Raw genomic sequence first — 20437 nt, forward strand, 5'->3', positions numbered from 1 at the left:
TCGCATGCGCGGCGGAAGCCGCGACTCGGGGGGCGGTCGCGGCTTCCGCCGCGCCTGCAGGCGACTGACATGGCGTCGCACGCGCCCGACATCGCCCACCACGCCGCCCTCGACGCGCGCATGGTCGCCGCCGCGCGCGGGATCAAGGTGCTGACGCTGGCGAGCTGGCCGGTGCAGCTGCAGCAGCGCTTCCTCGACGGCCATGCGCGTGGGCAGGACCTGCCGCCGCGGATCGAATATCCGAAGCACGACTTCAGCGACGCCCGACGCGAACTCGATGCCATCGCCAGCGCCGCCGATCCCGCGCATCCGCTCGGCGCCTACCTGCTCGAATCCACCCGCAGCTGGTCGATCGCCGCGCAGCTGCTCGAATCGCTGGGCACGCCGGCCGCCGGCGTCCACTCGGCGACGCTCTACGGCCGCCCCGACGATCCGCTGCCGGGCAACGGCCCCACCGCGCGCGAGGCCGCGCGGCACTTCATCGACATCGCCAACGAACTCGACCGCGAACTGCTCGCGCCCGCCGAACAGGTCACCATCTCCGCCACCGCGCTGCAGCTGCAGCTGCAGGCCGAACTCGACGCCTACTTCGGCGAACGGATGATCGCGGTGGAGCTGGACCCGGACATGATTGCCAAGGCCGCCGCCGGGGCGCGCCGCATCCGCCTGCGCACCAGCGCCCAGTACACCGACTACGACCACCACCAGCTGCTCCAGCACGAGGCCTTCGTGCACTCGCTGACCGCGCTCAACGGCCGCGGGCAAACCGTGCTCGGCAGCCTGGCGCTGGCCTCGCCGCGGACCACGGCCACGCAGGAAGGGCTGGCGGTGTTCGCCGAACAGATCACCGGCAACATCGACATCGAACGCATGAAACGGGTCAGCCTGCGCATCGAGGCGATCGCGATGGCGCTCGGCGGCGCCGGCTTCATCGACGTGTTCCGCTACTTCCGCGATGCCGGACAGTCGGCGGAAGAGAGTTTCGCCTCCGCCCAGCGCGTGTTCCGCGGCGTGCCGCTGGACGGCGGCCATGCCTTCACCAAGGACGCGGTGTACCTGCGCGGCCTGATCGGCGTGCACACCTTCTTCCGCTGGGCGCTGGGGCAGGGCCGGCTGCGGCTGTGCCGGCAGCTGTTCGCCGGCAAGATGACCCTGGGCGACGTGCAGCGCTTCGCGCCGCTGTTCGAGGCCGGCGTCCTGCAGCCGCCGCGCTGGCTGTCGCACTGGGTGTCGCGCGCCAACGGCCTGGCCGGGATGCTGGCGTTCTCGCTGTTCGCCAACCGCATCCGGCTGGACCATGTGTCGGGGTCCGCGCCGGATTTCGAACTCTGAGCGGGCGCGCTGCCGCCGTCAGTCGGCGGGCACGCGGATTTCCTCGATGACCGAGGCGAGCAGGTCGATGAATTCCCCGGCCGTTTTCGACGGTGGGCGGTCTTCGAGGTACACGCATTCGATCTTGAACCGGATCGGCGGGTCGAGCGGACGGAAGCGCACCGTGTCGCCGGCGCCCGCGCGCGCGGTGAATTCGTCGACCACGGTCATGCCGGCGCCGCAGCGGGTCAGCGCGGCGGCGATGTAGAAGGTCTGGTTCGACACCACCTCGTGGATCACGACGTCGTGGCGCTTGAGCTCGCTGGTGAACGCGTCGCCAACCGGCCCGCCGGTGGTGAGGCCGACCATGTCGCGGCCGTCCAGCAGCGACAGCGGGATGGCGTCGCCGGCGTCGGGCAGTTCGTCCCGGCCGAACAGCAGCATGAGCTGGCCCATGTCGAGCACGCGGTGCTTCATGCGCGGGTGCTCGGGCGCGTCGTAGGCGATCGCGACGTCGACCCTGCGCTCGTACAGCGCCTGGAACAGTTCGTCGTGGTGCAGCGTCTGCACGTCGAAGGTGACGCGCGGGTGCTGCTTGCGGAAGCGCGCGATCGCCAGCGGCGCCGCGTGCAGCCCCAGCGACGGCACCACGCCCAGGCGGATGTGGCCGCCGCCGACGTTGCGGATGTTGCCGACGGTCTTCTGCAGCGAGGTCAGGCGGTCGAAGATTTCGCTGACTTCGACGAACAGCGCGTGCGCCTCGTCGGTGGCGACCAGCCGCCCGCGCACCAGCGTGAACAGCGTGAGCCCCAGCTGGTACTGGGTGTGGTGCAGGACCTTGCTGACCGAGGGCTGCGACACGTGCAGGGCGCGCGCCGCGGCGCTGATCGATCCGGTCGTGTAGACGGCGTGGAAAACTTCGATCTGGCGAAAGCGCATGGCTTCGATCTTAGGCGAGGCACCGGTGCCTGTCATTCGAAGCCGCGCCGCGCGCGCTGCCGATGCGCTATTCCGGCGACCGGCCGGTGCCTTCGCGGCGCGGATCGGCCGCCCATTCGAGCACGCCGTCGCGCAGGAACACGCCATGCAGGCCGGAGTCCTCGCCCGAACCTGCCTGCACATCCACGCCGCGGCGCGCGAGTGCTTCGCGGATGGCCGGCGCGAAACGCGAGGCTTCGCCGTTGAAGTGCTTGCCGCGCGCGACCAGGTTGGGCAGGTCGACCGCTTCCTGCAGCGGCAGGTGCCAGTAGACCAGGCCGACCAGGGTCTTGGCGATGTAGGCGGGGATCGCCGAACCGCCCGGTGAACCGATCGCGCCGACGAACCTGCCGTCGCGGTCGAGCAGGATCGCCGGCGACATCGATGAGCGCGGGCGCTTGCCGCCGGCGATGGCGTTGGCCGGCGGCACGGGGCCGGCCGCCGGATTCCAGGAAAAATCGGTCAGCTGGTTGTTGAGGAAGAAGCCGTCGACCATGCGCCCGGAGCCGAAGAACGATTCGATCGTGGTGGTGATCGACACCGCGTTGCCCTGCGCGTCGACCACGACCATGTGGCTGGTGCCGCCGGGTTCGTCGGTGCGGTCGCCTGCCGCCGCCGGCGCGCCTTCGGGGTGGCCGGGCGCGGGCGCGGGGCCGGCCGTGTCGCCGACCAGTGCCCGGCGCGCGGCGACGTAGGCCGGGTCGAGCAGGCCGTCCACCGGCACCGGCACGAAGCGCGGATCGCCGACGTACTGGTCGCGGTCGGCGTACATGACCCGGCTGGCCTCGGCGAACAGGAACCACGCTTGCGGATCATCCGGCCCGCGCTGGTCGATGTCGGTGCCGTCGAGCAGCGCCATCAGCTGCAGCAGGCCGACGCCGCTGGTCGGCGGCGGCGGCACGCACAGCACGTACTCGCGCAGCGGCCTGCAGATCGGCGCGCTGGTATCGGGTTTGTAGTCGGCCAGGTCGCGCTCGCTCATCGCGCCGCCCAGCGGCGGCTGGTGCGTGCGCGCGACGATCGCGCGCGCGATGTCGCCGTGGTAGAACGCCGCCTCGCCGCCTTCGGCCAGCGTGCGCAGCGTGTCGGCGTAGGCGGGGTTGCGCAGCAGGTCGCCGACTTCCAGCGCATCGCCCTGGTCGTTGGAGAAATAGGCGACCACGTCGGGCGCGGAGGCCTGCGGGAACTTGCCGTGGATGTGCTCGGACAGCCGCGGGGTGACCTCGAAGCCGGCCTCGGCGCGCGCGATGGTTTCATCGAACAGCTGGTCCCAGCGCAGCCTGCCGTGGTCGCGCTGCGCGGCGGCAAACACCGCGACCGCGCCGGGCACGCCGGTGGCGCGGCCGGTCAGCATCGCCCTGGAATGCGGAAGCGGATTGCCTGCCTCGTCGTCGAGCAGCTGCGGCGTGGCCAGCGCCGGCGCCGCCTCGCGCCCGACGTAGCTGCTCACCTCGCCGCTGGACGCGTCGTACACCAGGATCATGGCGCCGCCGCCCAGGCCCGAGCTCTGCGGCTCGACCAGCCCCAGCATCGCCTGCACGGCGACCGCGGCGTCGATCGCGCTGCCGCCGCGGCGCAGCACCGCGGTCCCGGCGTCGACCGCGAGCGGATGGGCGGCGACCACGATGCCGCGCGTGGCCGGAACGGGCGTGGCCGCCGAAGCGGCAGGCGTGACGGGCGCACTGCGGCACGCGGACAGGACCAGCAGCAGGCACAGCGCAGCGGCCGGCAGCCAGCGGCGCGCACGCGGCGCGGCCGCGGAACGGCTTGGACAAGGGATGGCGTTCATGTTCCCAGCCTAGCGCCCGGCACGGGATCGGCAAGCGCATTGGCTTGCATGGGGCATAACCGGCGGTAATGGATGTCCATAGCCCGGGGTTATACCGATGGCCGGAAAAGCTGGACGACAAGCCGCGGGGCCACTGCCACCCTCGGGTCATCACGACCATCCTGGCTGGCCCCGCCGCCGGCCATAGAAGCTCGATCCGAGGGAGCCAGCATGACCCGCCACTTCAGAAGAACCGTCCTGTTCTGCGCCGTCATCAGCGGCATGAGCGCCACCGCGTTCGCGCAGGAAAACGCCGCCGCGCCCGCCGCGCAGCAGGCCGCGCCCGCGCAGGCCGAACCGGCCGAACCCGCGTCGCCCGACGCCGCCGCCCAGGCCGCGCCGAAGGCCACCGACCTGGACAAGGTCGTGGTGGTCGGCAGCCGCCTGGCCGGCAATAGCGAGACCGGCATGGCCCCGGTCATCGTGCTGGGCGAGGACGAGATCGCCGACACCGGCGCGGTGTCCGGCGACGAACTCCTGCAGACCCTGCCGCAGGTCGGAGACATCCTGTTCGACAACACCGACACCGCCGCCAACATCAACGCCGCGCGCGGCGACGTCGGCTCGATCAACCTGCGCAACATCGGCACCGGCAACACGCTGCTGCTGGTCAACGGACGCCGCGTGGTGCCGCATCCGGGCACGCAGACCGAAAACCTCGTCCCGCGCCAGACCGGCAACATCAACGCCATCCCGCTGTACGGCACCCGGCGCATGGAAACCCTGCTCGGCGGTGCCTCGGCCCTGTACGGTTCCGACGCCGTGGCCGGCGTGATGAACGTGGTGATGGACACCACCTACCAGGGCTTCAAGGTGCAGACCAAGTACGGCGGCTCCGAAGGCACGGACTTCCGCGAGGGCAACGTGAACTTCAAGGCCGGCCACTGGTTCAACGACGGCCGCACCCGGGTGACCCTGCTCGGCGGCTATACCGACCGCTCCGAGCTGGCCGATTCCGAGCGCTGGTACAGCGCGAACATGGATCGGCGCCCATGGCTGGAAGGCACGCCGTTCGAAGGCTATACCGCGTTCGACGACCGCCTGTCGGCGACGTCCTGGGGCACGTTCCAGACCTTCGACAAGGTTGCGGTCCACCGCGACGGGCAGCTGGTCACCAGCGCCTCGGGTTATTTCCACATGGAACCGGGCACGAACGAGTGCGGTGCATCGGTCGATCCGAACGCCTGCATCGCCTCCGGTTCGACGCTTCCGCGCGAGCTGCGCTTCAACGCTGCCACCCAGCGCAACCTGCTCGGCGCGATCAAGCGCCGCAACCTGTTCGGTACCGTCGAGCACGACATCAACGACAATTTCGTCGCGTTCGGCGAGGCCAGCTACTACCGCTCCCGCTACGAAAGCATGCGCGAGCAGGCCGCACCGGTGGGTTCGGCCGCGATCGTGGTGCCCAAGACCAACTACTACAACCCGTTCGGCGCGATGTACCTGCCCGACGGTTCGCTCAACCCCAACCGCCTGCCGGGCATCGACGCGCCGGAAGAGGGGCTGGACGTGAGGATGGTCAGCTATCGCCCGACCGACACGTCGCGTCCGTACACGGTCGACGACGAGGCCTACCGGGTCGTGGCCGGCGTGCGCGGCATGCTCGGCTCGTTCGACTGGGAAAGCGCGGTGCTGTATTCGGCCGCCAAGACCCGCGACGCGCAGCACGGATCGATCAGCAACACGTTGTTCACGCAAGCGCTGGGGCGCAGCGATCCCGGCGCCTACAACCCCTTCAACGGCGGCGACCCGCTGGACTGGAACGCGCCGGACGGCACGCCCAGCGACGCCGACACGATCGCCTCGTTCACCATCCCGGTGATCCGCAAGAGCCGCAGCACGCTGTTCCAGGTCGATTCGCGCTTCCTGCGCGAGGACCTGTTCAGCCTGCCGGCCGGCGATGTCGGCATGGCGGCGGGCGTCGAATGGCGTCGCGAGACGCTCACCGACGACCGCGACGTCCACCACGACGGCACGATCACCTATACCGATCCGGTCACCGGGCAGGTCACCAGCGACATCCTCGGCGCGAGCCCCGCGCCCGACAACGAGGGTGACCGCACGGTCAGCTCGGTGTACGCCGAGCTGGCGGTGCCGCTGGTCTCGCCGCAGATGGGCGTGCCGCTGATGCGCTATCTCGACCTGCAGCTGGCCGGGCGCTACGAGCACTACTCGGACTTCGGCAGCGTGGCCAAGCCCAAGGTCGCCCTCGCCTGGGGCCTGACCGACGACCTGATGATGCGCGCCAGCTGGTCGCAGAGCTTCCTCGCGCCCAACATCATGCTTACCAACGCCAACGACATGAGCGTCAGCAACACGCGGACGGACTACTACGTCTGCGAAGCCGACATCCGCAACGGCGACATCGACAGCATCAGCCGCTGCAGCGAGAGCTACAGCACGGTCGAGCAGCGCAGCGGCAACCAGGACCTGGAGCCGGAAACCGCCGATACCTGGTCGGCCGGGTTCGTGTTCCAGCCCACCTTCCTGCCCGAGGGCTTCGGCAAGCTGACCCTGACTGCGGACTACTGGTCGATCCAGCAGGAAGACGTGATCGGCATCCTCGGCGGCAGCACCCAGCTGGCACTGGACTACGTGCTGCGCATGCAGGGCTCGTACAACCCGGCGGTGATCCGCAATGATCCGGACGACGCCCGCATCGCGCAGTTCGAAGGCACCGGCCTCGAACCGGTGGGCACGGTCGCGCAGATCAACGACATCTACATCAACCGCCTGCCGCGCACGACGCGTGGCCTCGACTTCTCGGCCAACTGGCGCCTGGCAACCGACAACGCCGGCACCTTCAACATCCAGCTCAACGCCTCGCGCCTGATCGAGATGACCCAGGAGCCGACCGCCGACGAGGAGATGATCCTCGAGGCGCAGGCGCAGGGCCTCATCGACGACGGCTTCAACATCAGCCAGGCCGGCAGCCTGGTGGGCTACAACGGCACGCCGGAATGGCGCGCGTCGCTGAGCGCGTCCTGGCAGCGCAACGGCTGGAAGATCGGCACCTTCACCCGTTACGTGGACCGCTTCGAATCCACCAGCGCCGAAGACGACGAGGGCAACCTCTACCAGGTGCCCAGCTGGAGCACGACCAACGTCTATCTGGAGCGCAGCTTCCGCGAGACGGGCAACTTCCTGGCGAACTCCGCGATCCGCTTCAGCGTGAACAACGTCGCCGACAAGGATCCGCCGCTGGGACCGACGACGTCGGGCTTCTACACCAAGGTGCATAGCGCCCGCGGCCGCGGCTACTACCTGACCCTGACCAAGGAATTCGAGTAGGCCGGGATGACACACACGCGGGAGCGGCCATGGCCGCGGCAGGCTCTCCTGCCGGGGGCGTCATCGCGGCCACGGCCGCTCCCGTAGCTGCATCTGGTGCCTGTCCCGTGTCCGGGAGAAACACATGCGCATTGAAGGCTTGACGCGCCGGCTGCGGATCGCCAGCGTGTTGGTGGCGGTGCTGGCCACGTTCGCCGGCCTGTCGCCGGCGGTGGCGCAGACGCGGCAGCTGCTCAACTACGAGGCGATCCACAAGCCCGTGCATGCCGACCGCGGCATGGTGGTGAGCCAGAACGCGGTCGCCAGTGAAATCGGCGCGCAGGTGCTGCGCGACGGCGGCAACGCGGTGGATGCCGCGGTGGCCACGGCATTCGCGATGGCGGTGGTGCTGCCGCGCGCCGGCAACATCGGCGGCGACGGTTTCATGCTGGTGTACCTGGCCGGCGAAGAACGCACGATCGCGATCGACTACCGTTCGATGGCGCCGGCCGCGGCGACGCTCGACCGCTACCTCGACAAGGACGGCAAGGTGGTCGGCGACAGCGCCGGCTACACGGCCGCCGGCGTGCCCGGCACGGTGGCGGGGCTGGCGCTCGCGCACCGCAAGTACGGCCGCCTGCCGTGGGCGCGGCTGCTGCAGCCGGCCATCCGCCTGGCCGCCGACGGCCTGGTGCTGTCGCGCGACGAGGCCTACGCGCTGGACTGGGGCAGGCAGCGGCTGGCGCGCAGCGAGGCCGGCGCGAAGGTGTTCCTGCATCCGGACGGCAGCGCATTGCGCGCGGGCGAGCGCCTGGTGCAGGCGGACCTGGCGTGGTCGCTGCAGCAGATCGCCGACCACGGTGCGGACGCGTTCTATCGCGGCGCGATCGCCGAGCGCCTCGCGGCCGGCATGGCCAGGCACGGCGGCCTGATCGCCCGCGACGACCTTGCCGCCTATCGCGCGATCGAGCGCGACGCGCTGCTGGGCAGCTACCGCGGCCACGGCATCGCCACCATGCCGCCGGTCAGCGGCGGCGGCGCCAGCGTCATCGAGATGCTCAACATCCTCGAGACCCGGGACCTGACGAAGGCCGGCGCGGGATCGGCCGATGCGCTGCACGCGATGGCCGAGGCGATCAAGCTGGCCTGGGCCGACCGCAGCCGCTACGCCGGCGACCCCGGTTTCTCGGACATCCCGGTGGGCGGGCTCACGTCCAAGCAGTACGCCGCGCAGCGCGCGCAGCTGATGTCGCCGGACAAGACCTTGCCCGCGCCGCAGCTCGCGCCCGGCGACCCGTGGCAGTACGAAAGCAAGGAGACCACCCAGATCTCCGTGATCGACGCCGACGGCAACGCGGTCAGCAACACCTACACGCTGGGTTCGGACTTCGGCAGCGGGGTCATGGTCGAAGGCACCGGCTTCTTGCTCGGCAACCTGATCGGCAACTTCCCGACCAGCGCGCAGGCGAGGGCGGGCAAGGACGCGGCCAGGACCATGGCCAACCTGCTGGGACCGGGCCGGCGCCCGGTGTCGAGCATGTCGCCGACGATGCTGTTCAAGGACGGCGAGCTGTGGATGGTCACCGGCAGCCCGGGCGGCAACACCATCCCCGGCACGGTGATGCAGACCATCGTCGACGTGGTCGACTTCGGCATGAACATCGCCGAGGCCACCAGCATGCCGCGCATCCACCAGGAAATGCGCAGCGGCGAACTGCGGGTCGAGCGCGGCTTCAGCCCCGACACGCTGCGCCTGCTGCAGGCGCGCGGGCACGAGGTGTCGCAGGACGAAACGATCGGCAGCACCCAGACCCTGATGCGCACCACGGACGGCGTCGAAGGCGCCGCCGACCCGCGCCGCCCGGGTGCCGCCGCCGTCGCGCAGTAGACGACCTTTCCGGGCACGGCCCGCAACAAAGGGGTGGGAGCATGAAGCAGGGCAGCAAGGCCGGGCGCGCGCTGGCGCTCTGCGCGGCAGTCGTGTTGGCGTGGACCGGCGTGGTGCCGGCAATCGCGCAGGAAAACATCGAAGACCGCCTGGGCCAGCTGATGGCCGCGCACGACACCGTGGGCCTGGCGGTCGTGGTGGTCAGGGACAATGCGATCGTCTACCGCAACAGCCTGGGCTGGAAGGACAGGGAGCGCAGGATTCCCCTCGACGGGGACGACCTGTTCCGGATCGCTTCGATCTCGAAGTCGTTCGCGGCGACCGGCATCCTGCAGCTGGTGGAGCAGGGCCGGCTGTCGCTGGATGCGGACGTCGGCGACCTGGTCGGTTTCCCGGTGCGCAATCCCCGCTTCCCGGACCGGCCGATCACGCTCGCGATGCTGCTCAACCACACCTCGTCGATCACCGACGGCAAGACCTACGGCAGCCTCGACCTGATCAATCCCGGTGCCGGCAAGGACTGGCGCGACCGCTACGCCGACCGCGCGCCGGGCGCGGCGTACGAGTATTCCAACCTCGGCTACAACATGGTCGGGACGATCGTGGAGCGGGTCTCGGGCGAACGCTTCGACGCCTACGTCAAGGCGCACGTGCTCGATCCGCTCGGCCTGTACGGCGGCTACGTGCCCGAGGCACTGGATGCCGGCCGTTTCGCGCAGATCTATCGCTGGCGCGAGGGCGAGGGCTTCGTGCGCTCGGACCAGGCGTACGCACCGCTGGGCGAGCGGCTGGACGGCTACGCGATGGGCTACGACACGCCGGTGTTCTCGCCGACCGGCGGCGTCAAGATCTCCGCGACCGACCTTGCCCGATACATGCTGATGCACATGAACCTGGGCGAATGGAACGGCGCGCGGATCATCTCGGCCGAACATGCGAAACAGATGCAGACGCCCACCGTCGACGTGGACGCGGATTCCGGCTACGGCCTGGCCATCCGCACCGACAGCACCCTGGTGCCCGGCGTCGTGCTCACCGGGCACACCGGATCCGCCTACGGGTTGTACAGCTCGATGTTCTTCGACCCGGAAAAGAAGTACGGCTTCGTCGTGATCACCAACGGCACCCGGGACATGGAAGTGCGGACCGAGGTCAACAGGGCCCTGTACGAGCACTTCATCGCGCGCGCCGCGGACGCGCCGGCGGCGGAGCAGGCATCCCCGCTCGCCCCTACGGCCAGAAGTTCAGGAACCCGGTGATGATCAGCGCGTTGGTGAAGTCGATGAAGAACGCCCCCACCAGCGGTGCGACCAGGAACGCGCGCGGCGCGGCGCCGTAGCGCAGCACCAGGGTGCGCATCACCGCCATCGCGTTGGCGGTGGTGCCGAGCATGAAGCCGATGAAGCCGCCGCCCATCACCGCGGCGTCGTAGTCGCGGCCCATGATGCGGAACACCGGGATGCAGAACGCCACCACCAGCGCGACCTGGATCGCCAGGTTGACCACCAGCGGCAGTGCCAGCCCCGACAGTTCCCACAGCTTGAGGTTCATCAGTGCCACGGCCAGGAACAGCGCCAGGCAGACGTTGCCGATCAGGTCCGTGGTCTGCACCGACAGGCCGACCCAGCCGGTGCGGTCGTCGAGGTTGCGGATCACCGCGCCCACCAGCATCGCGCCGATGTAGACGGGCAGGGTGAGGCCGAGCGAATCGAAGCCCTTGCCCACCCATGCCCCGGCCCACATCGCGATCAGGATCACCACGATGCTCTTGAGCGCGTTGAACTCGCGCGCCGCCTCGGTATCCACGACCACGCCCTCGCCGATGGCGACGTCGATTTCCTCCGCGACCATCGCGGGGACCTCGACGGCCTCGGTGGTCGCATCGCCGCCCTCGGTCTTCAGGCGCAGGCGCCGGATCAGCACGGTGATCGCCGGGCCGCCGACGATGCCGCCGCAGACGATGCCGGCCATCGCCGAGGTGATGGCGATCGATTCGGCGCCGACCAGCCCGGCCTTCTCGAACAGCGGCGCGAACGCCAGTCCCGTGGCCGGCCCGCCGGTGAGCGTGGCCGATCCGGCGAGCACGCCGAACATCGGGTCCAGCCCGAACGACGTCGCCACGCCGATGCCCACCAGGTTCTGCACGACCGCGAACCCCGACGCCAGCGCCAGGAACACCATCACCTGCCGCCCGCTGATCTTCAGCAGGGCGACGCTGGCGTTGACGCCCATGGCGGTGAAGAAGGCCACCATCAGCGGCCCCTGCAGCGCGGTGTCGAACTGGAACAGTACCGTGTCGCGGCCGTGCGCCCACAGCACCACCAGCGCGACCACCAGCCCGCCGATCACGGGCGCGGGCAGGTTGTAGCGGCCCAGCACCGGGATCACCCGGCACAGCGCGTAGCCAAGGAAGAGGGCAAGGCCGCCGAAGGCGACGGTCTGCACCGCGTTCAATTCAAGCATGTGGATTCCCCGGTTCGGATGCGGCCGGTGTCTGGCGTGCGCGGAGCGTCACGGACAGGTCCCGGGCGTGGGAGCGTGGAGACGGACGCGGCCGGCGGCGGTGCCGGTCAGCTTGCCGTCGAGGATCGCCGGCTGTCCGTTGACCAGCAGATGGTCGACGCCGCGCGACAGTTCGCGCGGATGCACGTAGTCGGCCATCGGTGCATAGCGCCCGGGATCGAGCACCACGATGTCGGCGAAGTAGCCTTCGCGCAGGTAGCCGGTGTCCTCGAGGCCGAGGATGTCGGCGCTCAGTCCGCTGGAGCGGCGGATGAAATCGTCGACGCCGATGACGTGGTCGCGCTTCACGTAGCGCGCGTACTTCTCCGGGAAGGTCGCGTACTGGCGCGGGTGGCCGTTGCTGCCGTCCGAGCCGGTGATCACCCACGGCTGGCGCATGAACAGGTCGACGTCGTCCTTGCGCATGTTGAACGAGGCGACCTGGTCGGCCGATCGCGCCGCGCGCTGCGCGCCGGTGCGCTCGCCGCCTTCCGAAATGATGCGCAGCGCGGCGTCGACCGGATCGATGTCCCATTCGCGCGCCATCTCGTCCAGCGTCCTGCCGGTCCACGGCCAGCCGCTGCCGGTCAGCAGCAGCGCGTCGGCGCCGCCGCGGCGGCGCAGGTTGTCGACCATTTCGCCGCGGATGCGGGCGCGCGTCGCGTCGTCCTGCAGCCGCTGCAGCAGCGCCTTGCGGCCGCCGTCGACTGCCCAGCGCGGCAGCAGCGCGGCGCCCATGTGGGTGCCCGAGGCCAGCCACGGATACTGGTCGGCGGTCACCCGCTGTCCGGACGCGCGCGCCTGTTCGATCAGCGCGATGACGTCCGCCGCCTGGCCCTGCACGTCGACGCCCAGCGCCTTGATGTGGGAGAAGTGGACCGGGATGCCGGCGCGGCGCCCGATCTCCAGCACCTCGCGCACCGAGCCGAGCAGGCCGATGCCGTAGGACGACTCGTCGCGCTGGTGGGTGTCGTAGATCCCGCCGCGCAGCGCGGCCTCGCGCGCGAGCGCAACCACCTCGTCGGTGTCGGCGAAACTCTGCGGCGCGTAGAACAGCCCGGTCGACAGGCCGAACGCGCCCTCGCACATGGCGCTGGCCACCAGTCCGCGCATCTGCTGCAGCTCCGGTGCGGACGGCGCGCGGTCGTCCTGGCCCAGCACCCGCGAGCGCACCGCGCCGAAGCCCACATGCATCGCCAGGTTGGTACCGACACCGTGGCTTGCGAACCACTCGCGCTGCGCCGTGATGTCTGGCGAGCCCGAGCCGTCCGAACCGATGAAGACCGTGGTCACGCCCTGAAACAGCCACGGCGCGTTGAGGCGCTGCGTGGCGTCGTCGGAGCGGATGAACCGGTCCGGATGCGTGTGCGGATCGATGAAGCCGGGCGCGACGATCCTGCCGTGCACGTCGAGGTTGCGCCGCGCGCGGAAGCGTGACGCGGCGTCCGGGCCGACGTAGGCGATGCGGTCGCCGACCACGGCCACGTCGGCCTGCCGCGGCGCATCCGCGCTGCCGTCGTGGACCGTCCCGCCGAGCAGCACGATGTCGGCGACCGGCCGCGCGGGCCGCTGCGGTTGCGCGCAGCCGGCCTGCAGGACGGCGGCCACGAGCAGCGCCATCTTCCATCTGCATCCGCGGCGCGTGGCGCGGGCGTGGGTCGGAGCCGGACGCGTGCGCCGGGTGGCCGTCACCGCGCGCCGACCGCCGCGTCGGCGCCGGCAAGGTCTTCGGCCTGGCCCCAGAAGCCGGCGACCGCCGGCTGCAGCGCGCCGTTGTGCGAGCGCACGCCGCCGTCGTGGTCGGCCTTGAGCCACAGCGGACCGTCGAGATCGACGAAGTCGGCTCCGCGCGCCACCAGGAAGGCCGGCGCCACGCCCAGCGACGAACACACCATGCAGCCGACCATGACCTGGAACCCGCTGGCGCGCGCCGCCGCCCGCAGTGCCAGCGCCTCGGTCAGCCCGCCGGTCTTGTCGAGCTTGATGTTGACGGCCTGATAGCGGCCGCGCAGGCGCGGCAGGTCGGCGGCGACGTGGCAGGACTCGTCGGCGCAGATCGGCACCGCCGGCTCGAAGCCTTCCAGAGCGTCGTCGTCGGCCGCCGGCAGCGGCTGCTCGACCAGCGACACGTTGAAACTGGCCAGCGCCGGCTGCAGTTCGCGCAGCAGGTCGATGTTCCAGCTTTCGTTGGGGTCGACGATCAGGCGCGCGTCGGGAACCGCCCGCCGCACCGCCTCGATCTGCGCGACCGGCGCGCTGGCGTCGACCTTGGCCTTGACCAGCCGCGCCGATGCCAGCCGCGCGGCGGCCTCGCCCATGCGCTCGGGCGTGTCGAGGCTGACGGTCAGCGCCGTAGTCAGCACCTGCGGCGGCGCCAGCCGCAGCAGCGACCACACCGACGTCCCGGCCAGCTGCGCGTCCAGGTCCCAGAGCGCGGCGTCCACGGCGTTGCGCGCGGCGCCGGCCGGCAGCAGCGTGGCCAGTTGCGCGCGCGATGCGCCCTGGGCGAGGGCCGTGCGCACGTCTTCGATCTGCTGCAGCACCGACTCGACGGTTTCGCCGTAGCGCGCGTAGGGCACCGATTCGCCGCGGCCGCGGCAGCCGTCCTGCGCGATCTCGACCATCACCACTTCGGCCGAATGCTTGACCCCGCGCGATATGCGGAACGGCGAGGCCAGCGGCCAGCTGCGGTGTTCGGCGCTCAGTCCGCGAAGCATGACTGCAGCCGGTCGACGATGCGTGCGGTACCGGTGCGCACCGGGTCCTCGCAGGGAAGTCCCAGCGCGTCCTCGATTTCGCGGCACTGCCGCGCCGCGGTTTCCGCGTCGGGCGCGTGCGAGGTGTTGGCCGCCACGCCCACGGCGATGACGTCGGGGTTGGTCAGGCGCGCGGCCTGCAGGTTCGCTTCCAGGCACGCCTTGAGGTCCGGCACCGGGTAGTGCGGCAGCCCGCGCATGTGCGCACGGCCGGGTTCGTGGCACAGCACCAGCGCATCGGCCTGCGAGCCGTGCAGCAGGCCCAGCGAGACGCCGGCGTAGGACGGATGGAACAGCGAGCCCTGTCCCTCGATCAGGTCCCAGCCGCCGTCCTCGCGCGCCGGCGAGATCCATTCGGCCGCGCCGGAGATGAAGTCCGCCACCACCGCGTCGATCGGCACCCCGGCGCCGGCGACGAAGATGCCGGTCTGCCCGGTGGCGCGGAAGTCCGCGCGCACCCCGCGCGCCTGCAGCTCGCGCTCGATCGCCAGGGTGGCGTACATCTTGCCGACCGAGCAGTCCGTGCCCACGGTCAGCAGGCGGCGGCCGGCGCGGCGGGCGCCGTTGCCCACCGCCAGCGGCGGCGGCTGGCGTGCATCGAACAGGCAGCGTCCGTTGCGTCCGGCCGCTTCCACGATCGCCGGATGCGAGGACAGCCGCTGGTGCAGGCCGGAGGCGATGTTCATGCCGGCGTCCAGCGCCGCGACCACGTCCTGCACGGTCCCGGCGTCCATCCGCCCGCCGGCGTTGGCCACGCCGACGATCATGGTGTTGGCACCGGCCGCGACGGCTTCCTCGAACCCCATGTCGGGCAGGCCGAGCGTGGTCCTGCAGTCGGGGCCGCGGAACTGGCCCACGCACCACTGCGGGCGCCACTGCGCCAAGCCGCGCGCGGTCTTGGCCGCGAGGTGGTCCGGTGCGTTGCCCAGGTAGAGCAGGTAGGGCGGCGGCCAGCCGGTTTCGGGCAGCGCCGGGGCGAGCGTGGCGGTTGGAGGCATGGGTCGAGGACGATCCGGTGGTGGATGTAGGGAAGGCGCGGCCGTCGAGTGAGGAGCGACGCTGCGCCGCATGCCGCGTCGGTGTGCCGCCCGGGGCAGCCCCGCGCGGCAGGCAATCCACCTTAGCCACTGCCCCGCCGGCCGGCCATTGAAAAGACGCAGGCCGTGCATAACCGCGGGTTATGCGCGGACCCGCGGGAAGGTCGCCGTCACGCCTCCAGTCGCTGCGGGGACACCACGCCGGCGAACCAGATCCGGCGTGGCAACGGATGGCCGATGCGGGTGTCCCGCTGTTCGCCGTCGGCGTGTGCCATGCGGCCTGGCCGGCGCACGGGGGCACGGCATGCAGGCAAAAGAAAGGCCGATGTGGATCGGCCTTCCAGGGTGCGGGTTGGTCGCCGGGCGCGCGGCGGCGGATCAGTAGCGCACGCCGAACCCGAGGTGCAGCTGCGGGTTGTTCTGCAGGATGTCCTGGATCTGCCCGCGGATTTCCGGCGGGATGCCCGGGTCGGACAGTGCTGCCATGACATCGTTGCGGCTGATGTAGCCATCACGCCCGCCGACGCCCGAAGCGGTATCGAGGAGGAAGTAGGCGTACTCCCGGGAATCGACCAGGCTGTCCACCGCCTGCAGGTCGCCCAGGCTGATCCGCCCATCGACGTCCGCGTTGCCGTTTGAGGCAGTGTCCACGACGAAGCGCGCCGTCGGGCTGCTGAGCAGGAACGCAGCGGCGGCGCGCACCTCGGTGGGCAGGTCGAAATTCGGGTTGTCCAGCATCCGTTGCAGTTCGCCAACGGTGATGTAGTCGTCGCCGCCGCCGACCTGGCTGAAATACTGCTGCAGCGTGGTCGAGGCCGACTGCACATCGCCGGTGCCGTCCAGCCGCACCGGCGGGCTGGATTGCCGGGTCAACGGGTCGTAGCCGGCATATTCGGCCATCATCCGGTAGATCTCCGGATGCTCGGCCGCCAGGGTTTCCGGATACTGGCGGAAGCGGTTCTGCAGGTCGGGCCAGGTCTCGCCGCCACGCTCGACGAAGTCAGTCGATGCCAGCGCCGAAAGCATCTCGTCTTCGTATGGGAAATCGCCCGGGAAGATGCTGTCCTGGCCCTCGCGCTGGCTGTAGCCCTGCATGAAGTGGGAGAACTCGTGCTGCGGCACGCTGTCGCCCTTGCTCAGCGCGGAAATCGTGTAGTTGGCGTCCATCCGGATGTGGCCGGCGCCGTACATCGCCCAGCCGGCGGCCTCGCTGCCGTCGTCGGTCAGTGCGGGACCGTCGTAGAAGCGCAGCACCATGTGGCCGTCGCCCTCCGGGCCGCCGTTGTAGGTGTCGTTGTTGCGCACGGCCTCGGCGATCGTGCTGTCCATGATCCCGGGGTTGCCAAACGTGGCCGCGGCCATGCCGCGCAGGGTCATGTCCTCCAGCGCCGGGTTGCGCTCCACGCCCGGCTCGTACTGGAATTCGATGCGCGGGTCGTTGCGCAGCGCCTCCAGCTGGGCGTCGTACTCCCGCTGCAACTCGGGCGTGAGGGTCTGGCGGAAGTTGTCCACTGCATCGAGCGTGGACAGGTCGCCGTTGGCGTTGGCCAGGTTCAGCGCCGCCTTGAACTCGGCCAGCAGCTGTGCCTCGGACTTGGGCTGTCCGTCCGGTCCGGTGCCGTACGGCACGCCGGGTGGGCGCGAAACCTCGGTGGGGGGCGTCGGGAACTGCGGGGGGAGCGGCGGATCCGGCAGCGGGATCGGGCGGATCGGAGGGGACATCAGCGTGTCTCGCGGCAGGGGAGGTTCCACGATAGGGAACGGCGGCGGCGCGGGACACATGGGGAAAACCCCTGCCGGGACCGCTAGAATCGTCGGCATTGCCTGCCGTGCGAACCAAAATGTCCGACCAGAAGCCCGCCCCCGAGTCCGCCGAAGATTTCCGCACCGCGGCGCTCGACTACCACCGCCTCGCCCCGGCCGGCAAGATCAAGGTCGCCGCAACCAAGCCGATGGTCACCCAGCGCGAACTGGCGCTGGCCTACTCGCCGGGCGTGGCCTACGCCTGCGAGGAAATCGCCGCCGATCCCACCAAGGCCAGCGACTACACCGCGCGCGGCAACCTGGTGGCGGTGATCTCCAACGGCACCGCCGTACTCGGACTGGGCGACATCGGCCCGCTGGCCGGCAAGCCGGTGATGGAAGGCAAGGGCGTGCTGTTCCAGAAATTCGCCGGCATCGATGTGTTCGACATCGAGATCGACGAGCACGACCCCGACAAGCTGGTCGAGATCATCGCCTCGCTCGAGCCCACCTTCGGCGGCATCAACCTCGAGGACATCAAGGCGCCGGAGTGCTTCATCGTCGAGCGCAAGCTGCGCGGGCGGCTGAACATCCCGGTGTTCCACGACGACCAGCACGGCACCGCGATCATCGTCGGCGCCGCGATACTCAACGCGCTGCAGGTGGCCGGCAAGGACATCGCCACGGTCAAGGTCGCCACCACCGGCGCCGGCGCCGCCGGCATCGCCTGCCTGGACATGCTGGTCGCGCTGGGCGTGGACAAGGCCAACATCATCGCCTTCGACCGCGAAGGCGTGATCCACGCCGGCCGCCCCGGGCTGGACCCGGACAAGGCCCGCTACGCGGTCGACACCGACAAGCGCACGCTGGCCGAAGTCGTGGACGGCGCCGACATATTCCTCGGCCTGTCCGCCGGCGGCATCCTCAAGCCGGACATGGTCGCGACGATGGCCGACCGGCCGATCATCCTCGCACTCGCCAATCCATATCCCGAAATCCTGCCGGAGGCGGCCAAGGCCGTGCGCCCGGACTGCATCATCGCCACCGGCCGTTCGGACTATCCGAACCAGGTCAACAACGTGCTGTGCTTCCCCTACATCTTCCGCGGCGCGCTGGACGTGGGCGCCACGGAGATCAACGAAGCGATGAAGCTCGCCTGCGTGCGCGCGATCGCGAAGCTGGCGCAGATGGAATCCTCCGACCTGGGCAGCGCCTACGGCGGCGAGGTGACCTCGTTCGGCGCCGACTACATCATCCCGCGCCCGTTCGACCCGCGCCTGCTGACGACCCTGGCCCCGTGCGTGGCGGAGGCGGCGATGGAGTCCGACGTCGCGCTGCGGCCGATCACGGACATGCGCGCCTACCGCGAGAAGCTCGGCCAGTTCATCCACCGCACCGGCCTGATGATGAAGCCGGTGTACGAGCGCGCCCGCGCCGACCTGCAGCGCGTGGTCTACGCCGAGGGCGAGGAAGAGACGGTGCTGCGCGCGGTGCAGACCGTGGTCGACGAACAGCTGGCGCGGCCGATCCTGATCGGGCGCCCGGACGTGATCGGGAACCGCATCGAGCGCCTGGGCCTGCGCCTGCGCGCCGGCGAGGACTTCGACCTCACCAATATCAACGACGACCCGCGCTTCCACGAGTACTGGAGCCAGTACCACGCGCTCACCGAACGTCGCGGCGTCACCCCGGACGCGGCCAAGAACCTGCTGCGCTCGCGGCCCTCGCTGATCGGCGCGATCATGGTCGAGCGCGGCGAGGCCGACGGCCTGATCTGCGGCCTGGTCGGCCGCTTCCACAAGAAGCTGGGCTACCTGCGCAGCGTGTTCGACCTCGATCCCGGCGTCACCAGCACCTCGGCGATGACCGGCGTGATCAACGACGCCGGCCTGTGGTTCTTCCTCGACACCCACGTGCAGCTCGACCCCAGCGCCGAGCAGATCGCCGAAAGCACCCTGCAGGCGACCTACCGGCTCAAGCTGTTCGGCGTCGAACCGCGCGTGGCGCTGCTGTCGCACTCCAACTTCGGCAGCCACGACAACGCCTCCGCGGCGAAGATGCGCAAGGTCCGCGAGATCCTCGCCCGCCGCGCCCCGCGCCTGGACATGGACGGCGAGATGCAGGGCGACACTGCCTGGCTGGAGGACATGCGCCGGCGCATGCTCCCCAACACCACGCTCAAGGGCCGCGCCAACCTGTTCGTGATGCCCAACCTGGACGCGGCCAACATCACGTACAACATGATCAAGGTGATGACCGACGGCGTCGCCATCGGCCCGATCCTGATGGGCACCGACCAGCCCGCCCACATCCTCACCGCCGCCGCCACCCCCCGCCGCGTGGTCAACATGACCGCGATCGTCGCGGTGGAAGCGCAGATCCGGAAGCTCCAGCGCGACGGGAGCTAGGCCGCGAACGCAAAAGACACCTGTAGGAGCGGCTTCAGCCGCGAGCTCTTGATTCTTCTGTCATTGGGAAAACAAAAAGCTCGCGGCTGAAGCCGCTCCTACAGAAGAACGAGGGGTTTCCTGACGCGCCGGGGTGGCATTGGCCGATACACGCCAACCACTCCATCCTGCACGCTGCTTCCATGGGAGCAGGACACCAGGCGCTGCGCCGGGGACGGTGGTCGGAGGCGGGCCGGATCTATCTGGTGACGTTCACGACGGCACGCCGACAACCGCATTTCATCGATTGGCCGGTCGCCTCCGATGCCGCGCGGCTGATGGCCAACTCTTCGGCGTGGCATGAGAGCAGGTTGCTCGCGTGGGTGTTGATGCCGGACCACTGGCATGGCCTGGTCGAGCTTGGCGATGGCGTCTTGCTGGCCGATTGCACGCGACGAGTGAAGGGTGCCAGTGCACGCAGCCTGCGGCAGCGGCATCCGATTCCCGGGCGCGTCTGGGCGACCGGCTATCACGATCATGCGCTCCGCAAGCAGGGGGACCTGCTTGCCGCGGCGCGTTATCTCGTCATGAATCCTGTCCGCGCAAGGCTGGTGTCGCGCGTCGGCGACTATCCGTTCTGGGATGCCGTCTGGATATCCCCCTGATTCTGTAGGAGATTCTATGTATCCCCGCAACCCGCCAGCCGGGGTTGGTACTGGGTCTGGTGCCTGATCAGC

The 20437-nt window shown here is 70.1% G+C and carries 13 protein-coding genes; 6 read left to right on the plus strand and 7 right to left on the minus strand.

What is annotated here, in order from left to right:
• Window positions 1-69: 69 nt before the first annotated feature.
• Entirely contained in the window at window positions 70-1332 is a 1263-nt protein-coding gene (locus tag ABD679_RS09070; RefSeq protein WP_344759651.1) for a flavohemoglobin expression-modulating QEGLA motif protein, read from the plus strand.
• Between the two features lie 18 nt (window positions 1333-1350).
• On the opposite strand, the gene ABD679_RS09075 is transcribed toward ABD679_RS09070, so the two are convergent.
• On the minus strand, window positions 1351-2250 hold the full coding sequence (locus ABD679_RS09075; RefSeq protein WP_344759652.1) for a LysR family transcriptional regulator: 900 nt from the start codon (window positions 2248-2250) through the stop codon (window positions 1351-1353).
• A 67-nt stretch (window positions 2251-2317) separates the two neighbouring features.
• Window positions 2318-4078 (minus strand): gamma-glutamyltransferase family protein, encoded by a 1761-nt coding sequence (locus ABD679_RS09080; protein WP_344759653.1) that lies wholly within the window; start codon window positions 4076-4078, stop codon window positions 2318-2320.
• Window positions 4079-4288: 210 nt separating this feature from the next.
• On the opposite strand from ABD679_RS09080, the gene ABD679_RS09085 reads away from it, so the two are divergent.
• The 3 genes from ABD679_RS09085 to ABD679_RS09095 all read left to right on the plus strand — a co-directional run bounded on the left by ABD679_RS09085 (window position 4289) and on the right by ABD679_RS09095 (window position 10534).
• Complete coding sequence (locus tag ABD679_RS09085; protein ID WP_344759654.1) at window positions 4289-7408, plus strand: TonB-dependent receptor plug domain-containing protein; 3120 nt, start codon at window positions 4289-4291, stop codon at window positions 7406-7408.
• Window positions 7409-7532: 124 nt separating this feature from the next.
• A complete protein-coding gene (gene ggt, locus ABD679_RS09090; RefSeq protein WP_344759655.1) occupies window positions 7533-9275 on the plus strand; it encodes a gamma-glutamyltransferase in 1743 nt (580 codons plus the stop codon).
• Window positions 9276-9316: 41 nt separating this feature from the next.
• Window positions 9317-10534, plus strand: a complete 1218-nt coding sequence (locus ABD679_RS09095) for a serine hydrolase domain-containing protein (protein ID WP_344759656.1) — start codon at window positions 9317-9319, stop codon at window positions 10532-10534.
• On the opposite strand, the gene gltS is transcribed toward ABD679_RS09095, so the two are convergent.
• The 5 genes from gltS to ABD679_RS09120 all read right to left on the minus strand — a co-directional run bounded on the left by gltS (window position 10506) and on the right by ABD679_RS09120 (window position 17292).
• Entirely contained in the window at window positions 10506-11738 is a 1233-nt protein-coding gene (gltS, locus tag ABD679_RS09100) for a sodium/glutamate symporter (protein ID WP_344759657.1), read from the minus strand. The genes ABD679_RS09095 and gltS overlap by 29 nt on opposite strands.
• Window positions 11739-11786: 48 nt before the next feature.
• Window positions 11787-13397, minus strand: coding sequence for an N-acyl-D-amino-acid deacylase family protein (locus ABD679_RS09105; RefSeq protein WP_344759658.1), 1611 nt, complete (start codon window positions 13395-13397; stop codon window positions 11787-11789).
• Window positions 13398-13465: 68 nt separating this feature from the next.
• Window positions 13466-14494: an N-acetyl-D-Glu racemase DgcA gene (dgcA, locus tag ABD679_RS09110; protein ID WP_344759659.1), complete on the minus strand. Its 1029-nt coding sequence runs from the start codon at window positions 14492-14494 to the stop codon at window positions 13466-13468.
• Complete coding sequence (gene dgcN, locus ABD679_RS09115) at window positions 14479-15531, minus strand: N-acetyltransferase DgcN (protein WP_344759660.1); 1053 nt, start codon at window positions 15529-15531, stop codon at window positions 14479-14481. Before dgcN ends, dgcA begins: the two co-directional genes overlap by 16 nt.
• A gap of 417 nt (window positions 15532-15948) precedes the next feature.
• On the minus strand, window positions 15949-17292 hold the full coding sequence (locus ABD679_RS09120) for a hypothetical protein (protein ID WP_344759661.1): 1344 nt from the start codon (window positions 17290-17292) through the stop codon (window positions 15949-15951).
• A gap of 119 nt (window positions 17293-17411) precedes the next feature.
• Between ABD679_RS09120 and ABD679_RS09125 the strand changes: the two genes are divergently transcribed.
• The gene (locus ABD679_RS09125; RefSeq protein WP_344759662.1) at window positions 17412-19721 is read left to right on the plus strand and encodes an NADP-dependent malic enzyme; all 2310 of its coding nucleotides are present in this window, start codon (window positions 17412-17414) and stop codon (window positions 19719-19721) included.
• A 182-nt stretch (window positions 19722-19903) separates the two neighbouring features.
• Window positions 19904-20365 (plus strand): REP-associated tyrosine transposase, encoded by a 462-nt coding sequence (locus ABD679_RS09130; protein ID WP_425561878.1) that lies wholly within the window; start codon window positions 19904-19906, stop codon window positions 20363-20365.
• The last annotated feature ends 72 nt before the right edge of the window (window positions 20366-20437 follow it).

This window comes from Luteimonas lutimaris (genome assembly GCF_039537065.1).
GTDB classification, from domain to species: domain Bacteria; phylum Pseudomonadota; class Gammaproteobacteria; order Xanthomonadales; family Xanthomonadaceae; genus Luteimonas; species Luteimonas lutimaris.